At 53.9% G+C, this 15,607-nt stretch carries 16 protein-coding genes; 11 read left to right on the top strand and 5 right to left on the bottom strand.

Going from position 1 to position 15,607, the window contains the following annotated elements:
- Nucleotides 1–140: 140 nt before the first annotated feature.
- The 5 genes from AB1S56_RS18025 to AB1S56_RS18005 all read left to right on the top strand — a co-directional run bounded on the left by AB1S56_RS18025 (nucleotide 141) and on the right by AB1S56_RS18005 (nucleotide 5,699).
- Nucleotides 141–815, top strand: coding sequence for a response regulator transcription factor (locus AB1S56_RS18025; RefSeq protein WP_340868373.1), 675 nt, complete (start codon nucleotides 141–143; stop codon nucleotides 813–815).
- Entirely contained in the window at nucleotides 812–2,218 is a 1,407-nt protein-coding gene (locus tag AB1S56_RS18020; protein ID WP_340868371.1) for a HAMP domain-containing histidine kinase, read from the top strand. The genes AB1S56_RS18025 and AB1S56_RS18020 overlap by 4 nt, the downstream gene beginning before the upstream one ends.
- A gap of 103 nt (nucleotides 2,219–2,321) precedes the next feature.
- On the top strand, nucleotides 2,322–3,398 hold the full coding sequence (locus AB1S56_RS18015) for a Fe(3+) ABC transporter substrate-binding protein (RefSeq protein ID WP_340868368.1): 1,077 nt from the start codon (nucleotides 2,322–2,324) through the stop codon (nucleotides 3,396–3,398).
- A 1-nt stretch (nucleotide 3,399) separates the two neighbouring features.
- The gene (locus AB1S56_RS18010; protein WP_340868367.1) at nucleotides 3,400–5,049 is read left to right on the top strand and encodes an iron ABC transporter permease; all 1,650 of its coding nucleotides are present in this window, start codon (nucleotides 3,400–3,402) and stop codon (nucleotides 5,047–5,049) included.
- Entirely contained in the window at nucleotides 5,046–5,699 is a 654-nt protein-coding gene (locus AB1S56_RS18005) for an ABC transporter ATP-binding protein (protein ID WP_340868366.1), read from the top strand. The genes AB1S56_RS18010 and AB1S56_RS18005 overlap by 4 nt, the downstream gene beginning before the upstream one ends.
- Nucleotides 5,700–5,705: 6 nt before the next feature.
- Here AB1S56_RS18005 and AB1S56_RS18000 read toward each other — a convergent pair whose 3' ends face one another.
- Nucleotides 5,706–5,897, bottom strand: coding sequence for a cysteine-rich CWC family protein (locus tag AB1S56_RS18000; RefSeq protein ID WP_367903373.1), 192 nt, complete (start codon nucleotides 5,895–5,897; stop codon nucleotides 5,706–5,708).
- Nucleotides 5,898–5,972: 75 nt separating this feature from the next.
- Complete coding sequence (locus tag AB1S56_RS17995) at nucleotides 5,973–6,770, bottom strand: Cof-type HAD-IIB family hydrolase (RefSeq protein WP_340868365.1); 798 nt, start codon at nucleotides 6,768–6,770, stop codon at nucleotides 5,973–5,975.
- Between the two features lie 91 nt (nucleotides 6,771–6,861).
- Between AB1S56_RS17995 and AB1S56_RS17990 the strand changes: the two genes are divergently transcribed.
- From AB1S56_RS17990 to AB1S56_RS17970, 5 genes are all read left to right on the top strand, one after another.
- Nucleotides 6,862–8,286, top strand: a complete 1,425-nt coding sequence (locus tag AB1S56_RS17990) for a S41 family peptidase (protein WP_340868364.1) — start codon at nucleotides 6,862–6,864, stop codon at nucleotides 8,284–8,286.
- A gap of 123 nt (nucleotides 8,287–8,409) precedes the next feature.
- Nucleotides 8,410–8,634 (top strand): DUF1450 domain-containing protein, encoded by a 225-nt coding sequence (locus tag AB1S56_RS17985; protein WP_340868362.1) that lies wholly within the window; start codon nucleotides 8,410–8,412, stop codon nucleotides 8,632–8,634.
- Between the two features lie 91 nt (nucleotides 8,635–8,725).
- On the top strand, nucleotides 8,726–9,232 hold the full coding sequence (locus tag AB1S56_RS17980) for a ferritin (RefSeq protein ID WP_340868360.1): 507 nt from the start codon (nucleotides 8,726–8,728) through the stop codon (nucleotides 9,230–9,232).
- A gap of 154 nt (nucleotides 9,233–9,386) precedes the next feature.
- Nucleotides 9,387–10,928, top strand: a complete 1,542-nt coding sequence (locus tag AB1S56_RS17975) for a trypsin-like peptidase domain-containing protein (RefSeq protein WP_340868359.1) — start codon at nucleotides 9,387–9,389, stop codon at nucleotides 10,926–10,928.
- A gap of 159 nt (nucleotides 10,929–11,087) precedes the next feature.
- Nucleotides 11,088–12,893, top strand: coding sequence for a B12-binding domain-containing radical SAM protein (locus AB1S56_RS17970; RefSeq protein WP_340868357.1), 1,806 nt, complete (start codon nucleotides 11,088–11,090; stop codon nucleotides 12,891–12,893).
- 160 nt (nucleotides 12,894–13,053) lie between these two features.
- Here the strand turns inward: AB1S56_RS17970 and AB1S56_RS17965 are convergent, their stop codons facing one another.
- The 3 genes from AB1S56_RS17965 to AB1S56_RS17955 are packed head-to-tail and all read right to left on the bottom strand — an operon-like array spanning nucleotide 13,054 to nucleotide 15,032.
- Entirely contained in the window at nucleotides 13,054–13,467 is a 414-nt protein-coding gene (locus AB1S56_RS17965) for a VOC family protein (protein WP_340868355.1), read from the bottom strand.
- Nucleotides 13,468–13,492: 25 nt separating this feature from the next.
- Complete coding sequence (locus AB1S56_RS17960) at nucleotides 13,493–14,068, bottom strand: class I SAM-dependent methyltransferase (RefSeq protein WP_340868354.1); 576 nt, start codon at nucleotides 14,066–14,068, stop codon at nucleotides 13,493–13,495.
- Nucleotides 14,046–15,032, bottom strand: a complete 987-nt coding sequence (locus tag AB1S56_RS17955) for a TIGR01212 family radical SAM protein (protein WP_340868526.1) — start codon at nucleotides 15,030–15,032, stop codon at nucleotides 14,046–14,048. The genes AB1S56_RS17960 and AB1S56_RS17955 overlap by 23 nt, the downstream gene beginning before the upstream one ends.
- A gap of 282 nt (nucleotides 15,033–15,314) precedes the next feature.
- On the opposite strand from AB1S56_RS17955, the gene AB1S56_RS17950 reads away from it, so the two are divergent.
- Nucleotides 15,315–15,521 (top strand): hypothetical protein, encoded by a 207-nt coding sequence (locus AB1S56_RS17950; RefSeq protein ID WP_340868353.1) that lies wholly within the window; start codon nucleotides 15,315–15,317, stop codon nucleotides 15,519–15,521.
- Nucleotides 15,522–15,607: the final 86 nt, after the last annotated feature.

Below are 15,607 nucleotides of genomic sequence, written 5' to 3'. Positions count from 1 at the left end.
AGCTAGTCTAGAAGCTGTCGGAGCCGTCCGGCAGCTTCTTTTGTTGTTTCCAAGATACAGTTGCGCATCGAATATGAGAACGATTATCATAAAGGATAGCTGCGGCGAAATGTTTACCTATTCGGAAGGTGATTGAAAGCATGAAACGTATTTTGTTAATTGAGGACGAAACGAATTTCGCTAAATTTATAGAGATGGAGCTCGCGCATGAGGGCTTCTCTGTTACGGTGGCTGGAGACGGCAAGTCTGGCCTGATGTTTGCGCTGTCGGGGCATTGGGATTTGATTCTGCTGGACTTGATGCTGCCCGGGATGGACGGCTTTGAGGTATGCCGTGAGATTCGGAAGGCGAAGCAAACGCCAATGATTATGATTACGGCGAGAGACAGTGTGTCTGACCGGGTGTCGGGCTTAGATGGCGGCGCGGATGATTATCTTCCAAAGCCCTTCGCCATTGAAGAGCTTCTGGCTCGAATCAGGGTGATTTTCCGCCGCTTGCAGGACAAGCAGGAGCCCAGCGCCGTTCTGGAGAGCGACGGACTGGTGATGGAGCTGGAATCCCGCATCGTCACCAGGCATCATGAGCGCATCGAGCTGACGAAAAGGGAATTCGCTTTGCTCGAGACGTTTCTCAAAAACGTAAACAGGGTGTTGTCGAGGGAAACGCTATTGAATACGGTATGGGGCTATGAGGCTATCGTAGACGCCAATGTTGTGGATGTCTACGTTCGATACCTGAGGCATAAGATCGATGATCCCGATAAGCCAAGCCGAATTGAAGCGGTTCGAGGTATCGGTTACGTGATGCGCCGATGAGGACGCTGCTTCGCTGTTGGACGGCGCTGCCGTTTCATTGGAAACAGACCATCTATTCGGCGCTGCTGTTAAGCGCCCTTGTGCTGTTCAGCAATGTGACGCAATACATGTTCGTTGACGGCTGGATGACCAGACAGGAGGAGCAGCGCATTCAGCGCGATATGAAGGAGCTGCTGAACGTGCTCCTCGCCAAGGAAGTCGAGGTGAAGCCGGGCAATGAAACGGAGCTTCGTCTATACATGGAGCGTGCCAATGTGCGCAATGGCATGATTCGGCTGCTGTCAGCTTCCGGAGACCCCATCATGACTGTGGCAGATAATGTGCCTGCGCAGCGGATTGGAGCTATAGCGGATTCGGGCCTTGTAAAGGGACGGGCAGCTCATGAAGGCGGCATGCTTGTGATGAGGAGTCCGATTACAATCTTCAGCTTTCAGGGCACGATAGAGATGGCCCGCAGCATGGAAGAAGTGGAGCGTTTGGTTGCGGCTTATTACAGGATTATGTTTGTCTGCTGCGCTGCTGCGCTCCTCTTAAGCGGTGTAGGAGGGAGTATTCTGGCCAGGGGGATGATCCGGCCTCTCCGTTCCATGAATGCCGCTATGCGCCGTGTGAAGCAGCAGGGGCTGCACCAGCGGATGCCCGTGTCACGCGCTAGGGATGAAATCGCGTCGCTGCAGCTTATGTTTAACGAAATGATGGATCAGGTGGAGGAGTCGTTCCACAAGCAGCAGCGGTTCGTAGAGGATGCGTCGCATGAGCTGCGAACCCCGCTGGCCATAGTGGAGGGGCATTTGCGTATGCTGAGCCGATGGGGGAGGCACGATCCGAATGTAACGGAGCAGTCCCTTGGGATCGCGATGGAGGAGCTTGAGCGGCTGAAGAAGCTGGTAGATGATTTGCTGCTGCTGTCTAGAGCGGGACAAGACGGTACCCCCAAGGAGGCAGTGGAAGGCTGCGAGAGGCCGCTGGAAGTCGTAAGGGATGCCGTGAAGGCCATGTCCTTGCTGTTCCCCCAGTTTGAATTCCGAACGGAGGAGGACGATTCGCCAGGGCAGGGACTGCGAATGCCGGCTCAGGAGCTGTCTCAGGTCATACGCATACTGCTGGATAACGCGGTGAAGTATTCCGGGGACGGCCGACTCATTAAAGTCCGGTACAACTGGGAAGGCGACAGCGCTCTTCTATCGGTGGAGGATGAGGGAATTGGCATACCGGAGGAGGAGCTGCCCCGACTTTTCGATCGCTTCTACAGAGTAGACAAGGCCCGAACAGGGGGCGCCGGAGGCTATGGGCTGGGACTGTCTATCGCGAAATCGCTTGTGGAGAATAATGGGGGCGAGATTGCCATTGCAAGCGTACAGGGGCAAGGCACGAAAGTCGCAGTTGTGCTGCCAGGCGAATAATTTTTTGGTTTTCACAGTGTTTTCTCATTTTTATTCGTTACAATAACGTGGTAATGATATTCATTATCACCGATAAACATAGAGATGAGAAGGAGCGGCACAAATGAAAAGAAAGTATGTAGCAGGCATAGCGGCAATTATGATGGGGGCTTCGATGGTATTGTCCGGATGCGGAGACAATAATTCCAGCAAGGGCGGAGAAGAAGGAAACGGCGGTTCCGGCGACAAGGGCGTCGTAAATGTGTTTACGGCACGCCATTACGATATCGATTTTGCCATGTTCGATAAGTTTGAGACGGAGACAGGCATTACTGTCAATGAAATTAAGGGAACGGCGGAAGAGCTGGTCGAGCGGATGAAGAGAGAAGGCGAAAGCACGGAAGCCGACCTGTTCATTACGGTGGACGGAGGCGTGCTGAACTACGCCAAAGAAAGCGGCGTGCTGCAGCCAATCGAATCGGAGGCTATCTTCGCGAACGTGCCGGAGAAATATCGCGATACGGACAATCAATGGATCGGTCTCGCTACGCGCGCCCGCGTCATCGCATATGCGAAGGATCGTGTAACGCCGGAGCAGCTGTCTACCTATGAGGCGCTGGCTGAGGAGCAGTGGAAGGGCAAGCTGCTGGTTCGTTCGTCCAGCAATCTCTACAATCAGTCGCTCGTCGCTTCGCTGATCGAGCTGAACGGTGAGGAAGCTGCGGAGCAATGGGCAAGCGGTGTCGTTGCGAACTTTGCCCGTGACCCGGAAGGCGGAGATCGCGACCAGGCGAAGGCGATCGCGGCTGGCACGGGCGATGTAGCCATCATGAACACCTATTATGTCGGCCAAATGCTGCATTCCAAGGATGCGGAGGAAGTGAAGGTTGCGGAAGGTCTGGGCGTATTTTTCCCGAATCAAGCCACGACTGGCACGCATCTGAATATTAGCGGCATCGGATTGACGAAGCATGCCAAAAACAAGGACAACGCGTTGAAGCTTGTTGAATTTATGACTGGCAAGGAAGGCCAGGAAATGCTGACGAACGGCAGCTTCGAATTCCCGGTCAACGAAGCGGCGGAGCTTCCTGAGCTGCTGAAGGAGTGGGGCGCGTTCACAACCCAGACTCTGGATTTCGCCAAGCTGGGCGAATATAACAAGAAAGCTACGGAGCTGATGAACAAGGCTGGCTGGAAGTAATATGCTTGCCTGGTTGCTTCGCGGGTTTAGACAGAGATGGAACGGCTGGATTGCCATTAGCGGAATAGGGGCTGCAATAGCCCTTCTTCCGTCTCTTTATATTTTTACGGGCATATGGGGCAAGCCGGGTGAGAACTGGGGGCATATTCGCGATTACATGCTGATCGATTACGCCTTGCAATCGCTGCTGCTCGTAGTCTGTGTTGTGGCATTGACGGTTGCTGTCGGCGTCTCGCTGGCGTGGCTGACGGCGGCCTATGAGTTCCCGCTGCGGCGTATTCTATCATTTGCATTTATCCTTCCGCTTGCGATTCCTCCTCACATTGCGGCATATACGTACGGCGACATGCTGAGCTATACCGGGACGGTGCAGAGGCTGCTCAGGAACGGGCTTGGGCTGAAGCTGAACCAGGCCTACTTTGATGTGATGTCGATGCAAGGCGCTGTTTTTATTTTTACGATGTTTTTGTTTCCTTACGTCTACTTGATGGCCAAATCGTTCCTGGAGAGACACAGCGCCTCCTATATTGAGAATGCGAGGCTGCTTGGCCAGCATCCCTTGTATATATTTGTCCGGGTGGTGCTGCCCATCTCTCAAGGAGCTATTGTCGGAGGAGCCAGTCTCGTGGCGTTCGAGGTATTAAACGATTACGGGGTATCCAAGCACTTCGGCATTCAGACCTTCACAGTGGGCATATTCAAAACCTGGTTCGGCATGTACGACATCGAGTCGGCGATTCGCCTTGCCGCGATGCTTATGAGCGTAATTGTAGGGCTGTTCATCCTGGAGAGGCTGCTTCGCAGGAGGAAACGGTACCATGCTGCCGCCAATCGAAGCGCGCCGTTGCAGAGAAGAAAATTAACAGGCTTCCCTGCGGTCGCCGCTGTTCTCTTCGGCTCTGTCGTTGTGCTGGCTTCATTCGTTATTCCTGTCGCCCAGCTCACCGCGTGGGCCGTATGGACCTATGCAGATGTATGGAACGACAGCTTCCCGGAGCTGATTGGGAATACGCTGGCGATATGCCTTGCTGCCGTGCTGCTTATTATGCTTATTGCCGTTATTGCAGCAAACGCTTTGCACACCTGGCGAAGCGGCTTTACGCTTGTGGCAAGCAAGCTGCTGTCTATGGGCTACTCCATGCCTGGCGCGGTATTGTCGATCGGCGTGCTGGCCGTGTTCCTCTCGCTTGATCATTCGCTGGCGGGCATATACGAATGGCTGGGGCTGGGCGCTGGACGACTGGTGCTGAGCATGTCTATCGCCATGCTCCTGTTCGCCTATGTGGTCCGCTTCCTGTCCGTCGGCTTCAATGCTGTCGACGCTGGGCGCGAGAAGCTTGGCACACGATTGTCGGAAGCGTCGCGCATGCTCGGCTACAGCATGACAAGGACATTCTTCAAGGCGGAGCTGCCTCTGCTCAGAGGGGCTCTGCTGACGGGAGCAATATTATCTTTTATGGAGGTTGTGAAGGAATTGCCGCTTACGCTTCTCCTTCGTCCCTTCAACTTCAACACATTATCGACCAAGGCGTATCAATACGCGAGCGACGAGCAGATTCATTACGCGGCGCTTCCGTCACTGTTGATTATTGCCCTTGGGATCATATCCGTCAGCCTGTTTCACTTGCTGGGAAGGAGAGGACACGAATGAGCTATGTACATGTGAACCAGGTCAGCTACGCCTATCCCGGCTCCAGGCAAGAGGTGCTGTCCCGGTTCTCGCTTTCGCTGGAGCAAGGGGAGACCATTGGCCTTCTCGGCGGCAGCGGCAGCGGGAAAAGCACACTTCTGAGGCTGATCGCGGGATTCGAGAATCCGAAGAGCGGGGAGATAGCGATTAACGGACGGACGATGGCGGGCGGTTATCAGTTCGTTCAGCCGGAACGCCGCAACGTGGGCATGGTCTTCCAGGATTATGCCTTGTTCCCCCATATGACCGTCGCTCAAAATATTAGCTTCGGGCTTCACGGCAAGTCCCGTCACGAGCGAGCGAGCCGAGTGACGGAGATGCTGGAGCTTGTGAAGCTGGCAGGGTACGGGAATCGTTATCCCCATGAGCTTAGCGGAGGCCAGCAGCAGAGAGTGGCGTTCGCGAGGGCGCTGGCGCCCAAGCCGCAGCTGCTGCTTATGGATGAGCCGTTCAGCAATCTTGACGCGGAGCTGAAAGGGAGCATTCGACTGGAGCTTAGAGCGCTGCTTCTATCGGCGGGAATGACGTCCATTCTGGTGACGCATGATATCGAAGATGCGGAAGTGGTCTGCGACCGCATTGTATGTATGCCGGAGCTAAGCCTAGTCTGAAGGGAATTATTCCTTATTATTCCAATATTGCTGAACACAGTTTTGGCAGATGCAGGCTCCCCTATGCGCATCCGGAATACGGCTTCTTAGTTCCGCGGGGATCGGTAGGTGGAAGCACCAGCAGTCCGATACGGCATCGGAACGCTCAGCCTCGCAGCTGTTGGATTGTCCGCATAGCGGGCAACTCGTATTGTTCACATTCCATCTTCTCCTTGTATGAGATCAGCCCTGCGGACTCGCAGGGCTGATTTCACTTGTATCTAGGGGTTGCTTCTAGCGGCTCAGCACAAATTTCTCGATAACATGCTTGACCCCGTCCTCATTGTTCGAGAGCGTGATGTAATCGGCAAGCTCCTTCAGCGCAGGCACAGCGTTGTCCATCGCAACGCCAAGACCGGCTGCTTGTATCATCTCACGGTCGTTCCACGCATCTCCAATCGCAATCGTCTCCGCCATCGTGCAGCCAATATGTCCGGCCAAATATTGCAGGGCGTGGCCCTTCGTTCCTTCCTTGTGCATCACCTCAAGATAATGCGCCTTCGACTTCGTAATGTGCACTCGATCGCCCACAAGCGTCTTCAGCTCCTCCGCTACCTGATCGAGACGATCCGGCTCGTCAATCATCAGCAGCTTGTTCATTGGCAGATGGATTAGCTTGGAGAAGTCTGGTTCAATGCGGTAGGGGATATTGGATTGCCTGGAGTAAGCGCGTATACGGTCATTATCCTCTGTACCGTACAGCTCGTCGTCGACGTACAGCTGGAGATGTAGGCCGTTCGCCTCGCAATAGGCGTAGACGGCTTTGGCGGCGTCAGTAGGCACGGAGCGCTCGTACAGCACTTCTCCCTCCAGCAGCGTTTTGACGAGAGCTCCCTGATACGTAATAATAGGAACATTAAGATTGATGCCTCTGGCAATTTGCTGCGCGGAAGCGAACATGCGCCCCGTCGCAAGTGTGACGGTTACGCCTCTCTCGATCGCCGCGGCCATCGCCTGCTTGGTGCCTTCTGTTACGGTTAATTCATCATTAAGCAAAGTATCGTCTACATCAATGGCAATCAGTTTGTACATCCTTACGGTACAGCTCCTCTCGCTGGTTGCGGTGCTTCACAATTAGGTTGATTGTAGCGAAAACTTGGCTTTCGTACAAGGAGATTATGAGATGAACGATTATTATGAACCCCCAGCAAAGCAAAAGTCCGGATTCGTTTATGTTATCGCGGTGTTTCTGCTGCTTGGAGTAGGGTACGTGCTGGGCATGATGTCCTCCGGCATGCGATACCCCATTCTGAAGGAGCCCGAATTCAAGCAGCTGAACACCACATATGCCAAAATTCTGAGTGACTACCTGGAAGGAGCCGAGCCGGCGGACTTGATTAACGGTGCGGCGCAGGGTATGGTCGCTTCACTGAAGGACCCTTATTCTCATTATTTGGTCGGAGAAGAGGGTAAAGCGTACACCCAGTCGTATGAGGCTGAATTTTTTGGCATTGGAGCGAATATGCGACAGGAGGACGGCGCGTTCCTGATTACTTCCGTTATTAAGGATACGCCGGCCGAACGCGCAGGGCTGCTTGAGGGGGATAAGCTGCTTGCGGTGGATGGGGTCGAGGTGACCGGGAAACCGTTCAACGAGCTGCTTGGTCTTGTGCGCGGCGAAGAGGGCTCCTCCGTCACGCTCCGCATTCAGCGGGCAAGCGAGGACGAGCCGCTGGAAATGACGATGCAGCGTGCTGCGATTCCGGTCTATACCGTGACGTCCGAACGACTGGAGGGGGGCATCGGCCATGTGACGATCAGCCGGTTCGCCCACAATACGGACGAGGAGTTCAAGGCGGAGCTGGAGAAGCTGCAGAAGGAAGGTCCGCTGCAAGGCCTGCTGCTGGATATGCGCTCCAATCCCGGTGGATTGCTGAATTCCACGTTGGAAATCGCGAATATTCTAGTGCCCAAGGGGCGCAAGGTACTCGATGTCGTCTACAAAAACGAACGGCAGACCGTCAGCTTTGTCTCCAAGCAGAAGGAAGAGTGGAGCATTCCCATCGTCGTTCTCGTTAATGGCCAATCCGCCAGCGCAAGCGAGGTGATGGCTGCCGCCCTGAAGGAATCAGCGGGTGCAGAGGTGGTTGGCGAGACCACCTATGGCAAAGGCGTTGTGCAGGCGTTCCGCGCATTCCCGGATGGCTCCGTGCTGAGCATTACCGAAGCGCAGTGGAAGACGCCTGGAGGCACATGGATCAACGAGGTTGGCGTAGCGCCCGATTATGAGGTGGCGCTGCCGGAGTATGCGTCTATACGCCCTCTCGCTACCGGCTCAGAGCTGAAGCGGGGCAGCTACGGGGACAACGTGGTGACGCTGCAGATCATGCTGAGAGAGCTGGGCTATGGGGAGCTGTCCTCTGAGGGCATCTTCGATGAAGAGACGGAAGCGGCGCTGAAGGCTTTCCAGACTGCAGAGAAGCTGGAGGCGACCGGGGAGCTCGACGACAAGACGGGCTATCGCTTGCTCCAGCTGCTGAAGGAGAAGCTGGATCGGGAGGATACACAGCTGCAGAAGGGAATGGAGCTGCTTCTAACAACGCCATAGTGGGATGAATGACATGAGCCGCCCTTCGGGCGGCTTTTTTGCTAAATAAGTGTTGACATTGTGAATGATAATTATTATCATCATATTGAGAAACATACTCAGCTTGGTGGAGCACGGGGTGACATGATGAAGAAGATCAAATATTGCAAGAAAAACTTCAAGAACGGCTCTAAGTCGCTGTATAAGGCGATGAAGGAGCAATATCCGGATATTAAGAGAAAGAAAAGCGACTGTCTCGGCAATTGCAGAACGTGCAGACATGAATGCTTCGTCGTTGTCAAATCCAAATGCATCAGCGCCCCATCCTCGGACTTGCTCTACAAGCAGCTGAAGAAGATGATTGGATAACGAAATTTTGGTAAATATAGGAGAGGCGGCATTTGCCGTCTCTTGTTTTTATGTTAGAATAAATCCAAACTACAAAGTGAGGTGCACATAGATGAATGATGCATTGGCCCAAGCATTGAACGAACAAATGAACTTCGAGTTCTATTCTGCGCATGTGTATCTTGCCATGGCGGCTTATTGCTCCGCAGACAGCCTGGATGGCTTCGCCAATTTCTTTATCGTGCAGGCGGAAGAGGAACGGTTCCACGCAATGAAGATATATAAATTTCTGAATGACCGCGGACGCCGGGCAACGCTGCAAGCGCTGGGCGAGCCTCAGAACGATTATAATTCCATTCTGCACGCCTTCGAGCAAGGCTACAAGCATGAGCAGCAGAATACGGAACGCTTCTATCACCTGTCCGATCTGGCGATGAACGATCGCGAGCATGCAACCATCAACTTCCTGAAATGGTTCATTGACGAGCAGGTTGAAGAGGAAGCGCTGTTCGACAGCATCATTAACAAGCTGAAGCGTATTGATAAAGACAGCAATGCCTTCTACATGCTGGACACGGAATTTGCCGGCAGATCGTTTACACCGCCTGCTGGAGAATAACGGATCCCTTCAAGCCCGCGAGACTTAAAGGTTAAGTCTCCGGGCTTTTTGGCGTGCAAGTCACGCCGTATTCATAGACAAAGCTAGATTCGGATGATAGGATTGTAGAGGAATTAATACATTGGTTATTTTGGGGAAAAGTGGAGGAGTCTTCATGATGAAGGGTAGTTGCTACAAAGCTTTGGCGGTCTCTATGCTTGCCGCGAGTCTGCTGCTTTCGCCGTTCTCAAGCTTAGTCGGCTCGGGGGCTGCAGCTGCAGCGTCGTCGACGGCGAAGAAGGAGGACATTCAACTGTGGATAGACGGAGAGGCGGTCTCGTTGTCCGGCCCGATTGTTAAGGAGAACGGAGTTGCGCTTGCGCCGATGGCGGATTTGCTGAATTCGCTGGATGTCGCTTATGTGCTTGAGAGCAAGACGAATACGATTATTATTCGAGACGGGAGCACGACTCTCACGATGGCAATCGGCAAGAAGGAGGCAATCGTCAACGGCAAGACGCTGGCGCTGGAGGCCTCGGCAGCCCTCTATAACAAGCTTCCGTATATTCCTGTCCGGTTCGTAGCTGAGCAGCTCGACGCCGCCGTGGAATGGGATGCAGCCGCGCCGAAAATTCATGTGAAGAGCTGGCTGTATCAGGAGTATGAGCTGTATACGGAGGCAATGGAGGAAGGAACCTCAAAGGCGAAGCTGACGGCGACGGATATCGTTGATCTGTATGACCGCAGCGTAGTGATGATATCGACCAATCGTGCGCTGGGCAGCGGCATTGTGATTGGCGAGGACCTGGTGCTGACCAATTATCATGTTATGGAGGACGCGACTTCTGCAACCGTGCAGTCCATCTATGAGGATGAATATGCGGTGAAGGGTGTTGTCGCGACAGACAAGGACGCCGATCTGGCGATTATCCGCACAGAGGAGCCGCTGGAGCTTGAGCCGATCGAGCTGAGCTACGGCTACCAGGCTCGTAAAGGCGACCGCGTATATGCAATCGGCAGCCCGCTCGGCATTCAAAACACGGTATCCACAGGGCTGATCAGCAACCTCGGCTACGATGGCGACATGAGCTATATCCAGACAAATGCCCAGACGGATCATGGCAGCTCCGGAGGCGCGTTGTTTAATGAATACGGCGAGCTGATCGGCATTATCTATGCGGGCATCGACGGCTCGTATGCGGATTTGAACTTTGCCATCTCGGCGTTCCAAGCCGCAATGCTGTATGACACGGTTACGCCCGATATGGTCAGGAAAGCGGCCTTCCTGACGCCATCGCTGCCAGATACATTGGTCGGCGCGCCGCTGGAGGATATTCGAAAGCTCATGGAGAAGGAGTTCGGCTCTGTGCAGACATTGGAGGGCGTTGCATCGTTCACCAATTGGGAGGCGCGGCGCGACGCGGAGGGCTGGCTCATGCTGACGGCCAACATCGACCCGCTGTATTACCTGTATTATGGCGAGGCGACGGCGGGCGAGCTGCGGCTGTGGGCGGTTAATCTCGCAATGGAGCTTAACCGGATGCTGCCGGATGATCACATTCAAGTCGTCATTTCGTTCGAGAGGGATTATGAATTCCGTCCGCGCGATCTGAAGGCGAGCGAGGTGACGTCGCTCGGCGACGGCAGGTGGCGAGTTCGTTACCCTGTTATTAACATGCAGCTAAAAAATCAGCTATACATGGAAACCAGATTTTAAGACCCGCCTGTTGAAAACTGGACTTATACATCACGTGCTTTAAGAGAAGGCAGCGCTCTGGATGCTTAGGCGGACAGAACGCTGCTTTTTTTTGCGCGGGAAGTTAGGTACAATAAGGTGCAGTCCATTATGCCAGTACAAGAGAGAGGTTAGCTCTTTATGAGAGTTGTGTTGTCCACGCTGAACGCCAAGTTTATTCATATGTCGTTAGCATTGCGTTGCTTGAAAGCCTATAGCGAGCATCAATTTGATATAGAGATCGCCGAATATACGATCAAGGATCCGGCTATGAATATTGCCTCTGATCTGTTCTCCCGCAATCCCGATGTCATAGGCTTCTCCTGCTATATTTGGAATATCGAAGAGACGATTACGGTTGTCAATATGCTTCGCAAGATCAAGCCCGACCTGAAGATTGTGCTTGGCGGTCCCGAGGTGAGCTATGATACCGAATATTGGATGGAGAGACTCCCGGAAGTCGATTTTATTGTGGTGGGCGAAGGGGAGGAGACGTTCCATCATCTGCTGTCCGAAATCGAAGGAGACGGCAAATACCATATGGTATTCGGAGTGGCTTACCGTAAGGAGAGAGAGGGGAGACGCGAGACGCTGGTCAATCCGCCAAGACCGAAGCTGAATTTGAACGAGCTGCCTTCGCCGCACCGCTTTAAGGAGGATATTCCGCAGCTTGGAAGCCGCGTTGTCTATTTCGAGACAAGCCGTGGCTGCCCCTTCAGCTGTCAGTTCTGTCTCTCCAGCATCGAGGTGGGTGTGCGGTATTACGATATGGAGCGGACCAAATCCGATATTCTGTATCTGATCGCTAACGGGGCCAAGCTGATCAAATTCGTCGACCGTACCTTTAATATAAAAAGGGACTATGCGCTGGAGATTTTTCAGTTTCTGATTGACAATCACCAGGGCTGTGTCTTCCAGTTTGAGATTACGGCGGATATTATGCGTCCGGAGGTGCTGGATTACTTGGCTGAGCACGCTCCTCCCGGCATCTTCCGTTTCGAAATCGGCGTGCAGTCGACCAATGATCCCACCAACCTTGCCGTACAGCGCCGCCAGAATTGGAATAAGCTAGTTCGTACGGTGACCAAGGTGAAGGATTCCGGCAAGATCGACCAGCATCTGGATTTGATTGCGGGGCTTCCGCTTGAGAATTACGATACCTTCCGAGGCACGTTCAACGATGTGTTTGCCCTGCGTCCCGAGGAGCTGCAGCTCGGCTTCCTGAAGATGCTGCGGGGAACGGGGCTGCGGCGCGACGCGGACAAGTGGGGCTATATCTATATGGACCGGGCGCCGTACGAAATGCTGGGCAACGATCTGATGCCGTTCAGCGATATCGTGCGCATCAAACGCGTGGAGGATGTGCTGGAGAAATATTGGAACGCGCATCGAATGGACCATACGCTCCTCTACCTGGTCGATGCTGTCTTCCCGTCGCCCTTCGATTTCTTCCAACGGTTCGGCGATTACTGGGAGGCGCGCGGCTGGCAGAAGATCGGCCATCAGCTGGAGGATCTGTTCTCCAGGCTTTGGGCGTATCTTCTGGAGGCGTCCGAGGGAAGCGACGCTCCAGGTCTGGACCTCGAGGTTGCGCTCGGGCTGATGCAATATGATTTTTACCTGAATCATCATTACAAGCCGCGCAAAATCTGGTGGGACAAGGGCATGGACAAAGCGGAGTGGATGAGCTGGATGAAAAAGCTTGTGGATTCCCCTGAGGAAGTGTCGCGGGAATTCGCCGAGCTGGGCTTAGGGGAGCGGGAGCTTCCGAAGCATGCCGTTCTCGAGAAGCTGCCGTTTGACCTGGGGCTATACCTGGAGACAGGCGTTCTCGAGAAGAGCCGGCATACGCTTCTTATTATGCTGTATGCGGTAGAGCAGGGAACTAAAAAGCCGAAGCCGCGAACCTATTATCTGACGCTTACGCCTGAGGGGGCATCCCTTTAAAGGGGTGAGGGGTTGCATACGCACGAAAAAAGCTATTCCAAGTCAGCCAAAGCGGCGCTCGGAATAGCTTTCTGTTTTCAAATAGAAGTAAGCTGTCTCCATACTGGGCTTATATTCAACGCGAAACGTATGCTGCGCCGTCCAAGGACGGCGCAGCCGTCTACGCTTGGTTGGCGCCGCCCGGCGTTCCCGGCTGGAACAGCTCCAGCAGCTCGCCGTCAGGTCCGTAGAAGAAGAAATAACGGGCGCCGTTCGGCAGCGTAGTGATCTCAGTGTCACGCAGCTCTACCTGCTCCAGTCCCTTCAATCTTTCGAATTCGGCTTCAATATCATCAACCGTAAATGCGGCGTGATGCACTTTGCCTTCGGCTGGAAGCTCTGCGTTATAGCCTTGAATGAGCTCCAGCTCTGTATCCTCGTGCCCGGCAAAAGCCAGAAACGCGAGCTGAATGACGCCGTTGGTATGCGTCATCGTATATTTGTGCTCCAGTCCAAGCACCTCTGTATAAAACGCAATAGATGTAGCGATATCCCTTACCATAATGCCTAAATGCTCCAGCTTCTTCACTGCCATAGTCCCGCTTCCCTTCTGTATGGAATTATCTCTTACGCTTCTCAACGGCGACCAAATAAGGGGCCGTGTTTCGTTGTGGCTGCCGGTATAATACGGCATGCCCCTCAGCTGGGGGCAGTCCTGCAGCCCACGCCTCGACCGCTAGCGCTTCCGTATCTCCGCCGGAGTGCCCCGGGTACAGCACGCATGTCACAATGCCGCCGGGCTTCAGCAGGTTAAGCGCTGAAGCGAGCGCCTCTATGGTCGTAGATGGGGTTGTGATCACGGAGGTGTCTCCTCCTGGCAAATAACCTAGATTGAACATGACCGCGGAGACGCAGCCCTGATGCTGGGGGGACACCGCCTCCGCCATTCTCGCGTGATCCAGCAGATGAAGGCGGACTTGCTCCAGCGAGCCGGCTGCCGACAGCCGCTCACGCGTGCGATAGAGCGCTTCCTGCTGTATATCCAGCGCATGCACCAGCCCATTCCGGCCGACGAGCTCGGCGAGGGCGAGGGTATCAACGCCGCCGCCCGCAGTGGCGTCGATGACGACGTCGCCCAGGCCAGCCCGTTCGCCAATCCATTTGTGTGCCTGGCTAAGAACGGATAGAAATCCCATGCTGCGCCTCCTCCCTCCAGAGCTTGCCCTGCCATGTATCCCGCCGCCGCAGCTCCTGGTCGATGCCGTTCAGCACCGGCCACTTATCCATACTCCACATCGGTCCAATCAGAAGCTCCTTCGGCGCGTCGCCGGTCACTCGATGCACGATCATGCCAGGAGGCAGAAGCTCAAGCGAATCGACGACCAGTTGGATATATTCATCCCGCTCCAGAAAGCGCAGCAAGCCGGCTTCATATTGCTTCACCATCGGGGTTTTGCGCATCAAGTGGAGGAGATGGAGCTTGATACCTTGCACATCCATGCCCGCTACAGCCCTGCAGGTGTCCATCATCATCTCATGGGTTTCCTGCGGCAAGCCATAGATGATATGGGCGCATACGCGGATGCCGCGCTCTCGCAGCCTCTTGACGGCATCCAGATAGCAAGCGGTATCATGGGCCCGATTGATCAGCTCAGAAGTCGACTCGTGCACGGTCTGCAGCCCCATCTCTACCCAGAGATAAGTTCGTTCGTTCAGCTCCGCCAAATAATCTACGACATCGTCTGGCAGACAATCCGGGCGAGTCGCGATCGACAGCCCCACAACGCCTGGCAGCTCCAGTATGGTCTCGTAGTAGTCGCGCAGCTCATCCACAGGGGCATACGTATTGGTGTACGCCTGGAAATAACCGATATAGGACGCTGTTGGCCATTTCTTATGCTGGCGGTCCCGGATCTTATGAAATTGCGTGACGAGGTCGTCTCTTCTGCTTCCGGCGAAATCTCCGGAGCCCCTGGCGCTGCAGAACGTACAGCCGCCCTTGGCGATGGAGCCGTCCCGATTGGGACAGGTGAAGCCGGCGTCAAGCGACACCTTGAACACTTTGCCTCCGAATTGCTCCCTCATCTCGTAGTTCCAGGTATGAAATCTTTTATCCCCCCACAGCATGGGCTGCTGGGCAGCGTTATGTACTAGACTCATCATTTTTCCTTTCCATCAAGTCATTCATCCTACATTTTATCGGAAATTTTCACGAAAAGCCATGCTTTGTCCAAGGTGCGGCGCATGAATGTTCGGATTCTGGGAAAACTGGTAACATCAAAATAAAAAGTGAAGTTTGGGCTTGATAAACCTAACATGATGTGTTATATTAAAAGTGCGACAAATCAATAAAAAAACCTGACATAGCCTATTTGTAACCGCACACATGAAAAGTCGACGAATTGGTAATTTTTAAAACATAAACCGACGAGGTGATGTGAGATGAATTTGACAAAAATTCCAAATGGCGATGAGAAAGTAACAGTTGAGCTGACGGTGAAGGAGCTTATGGCTCTCGCCGGACTGAACTTCCACTCGAACCATGACGTCAAGGTTTCCGCGCGCAAGAAGCTGAACATGGCTCTGGCGGGTACAAGCGCGCAGGATGGCAGGGAGAACACCTCCATTTCGTACCAGTTCCTGAATTAGAGCTTCACAATATCCATATAACCCATCGGAAACGATGAGAGGCATTCCAAGGTCTATCGCAGGCCGCAGGGGATGCCTTTTTTGTC

It is taken from the genome of Paenibacillus sp. PL2-23 (genome assembly GCF_040834005.1).
Taxonomy (GTDB): Bacteria; Bacillota; Bacilli; order Paenibacillales; family Paenibacillaceae; genus Pristimantibacillus.
Note: the sequence above shows the minus strand (reverse complement) of the source record. Positions and strands in the feature narration are given on the sequence as shown.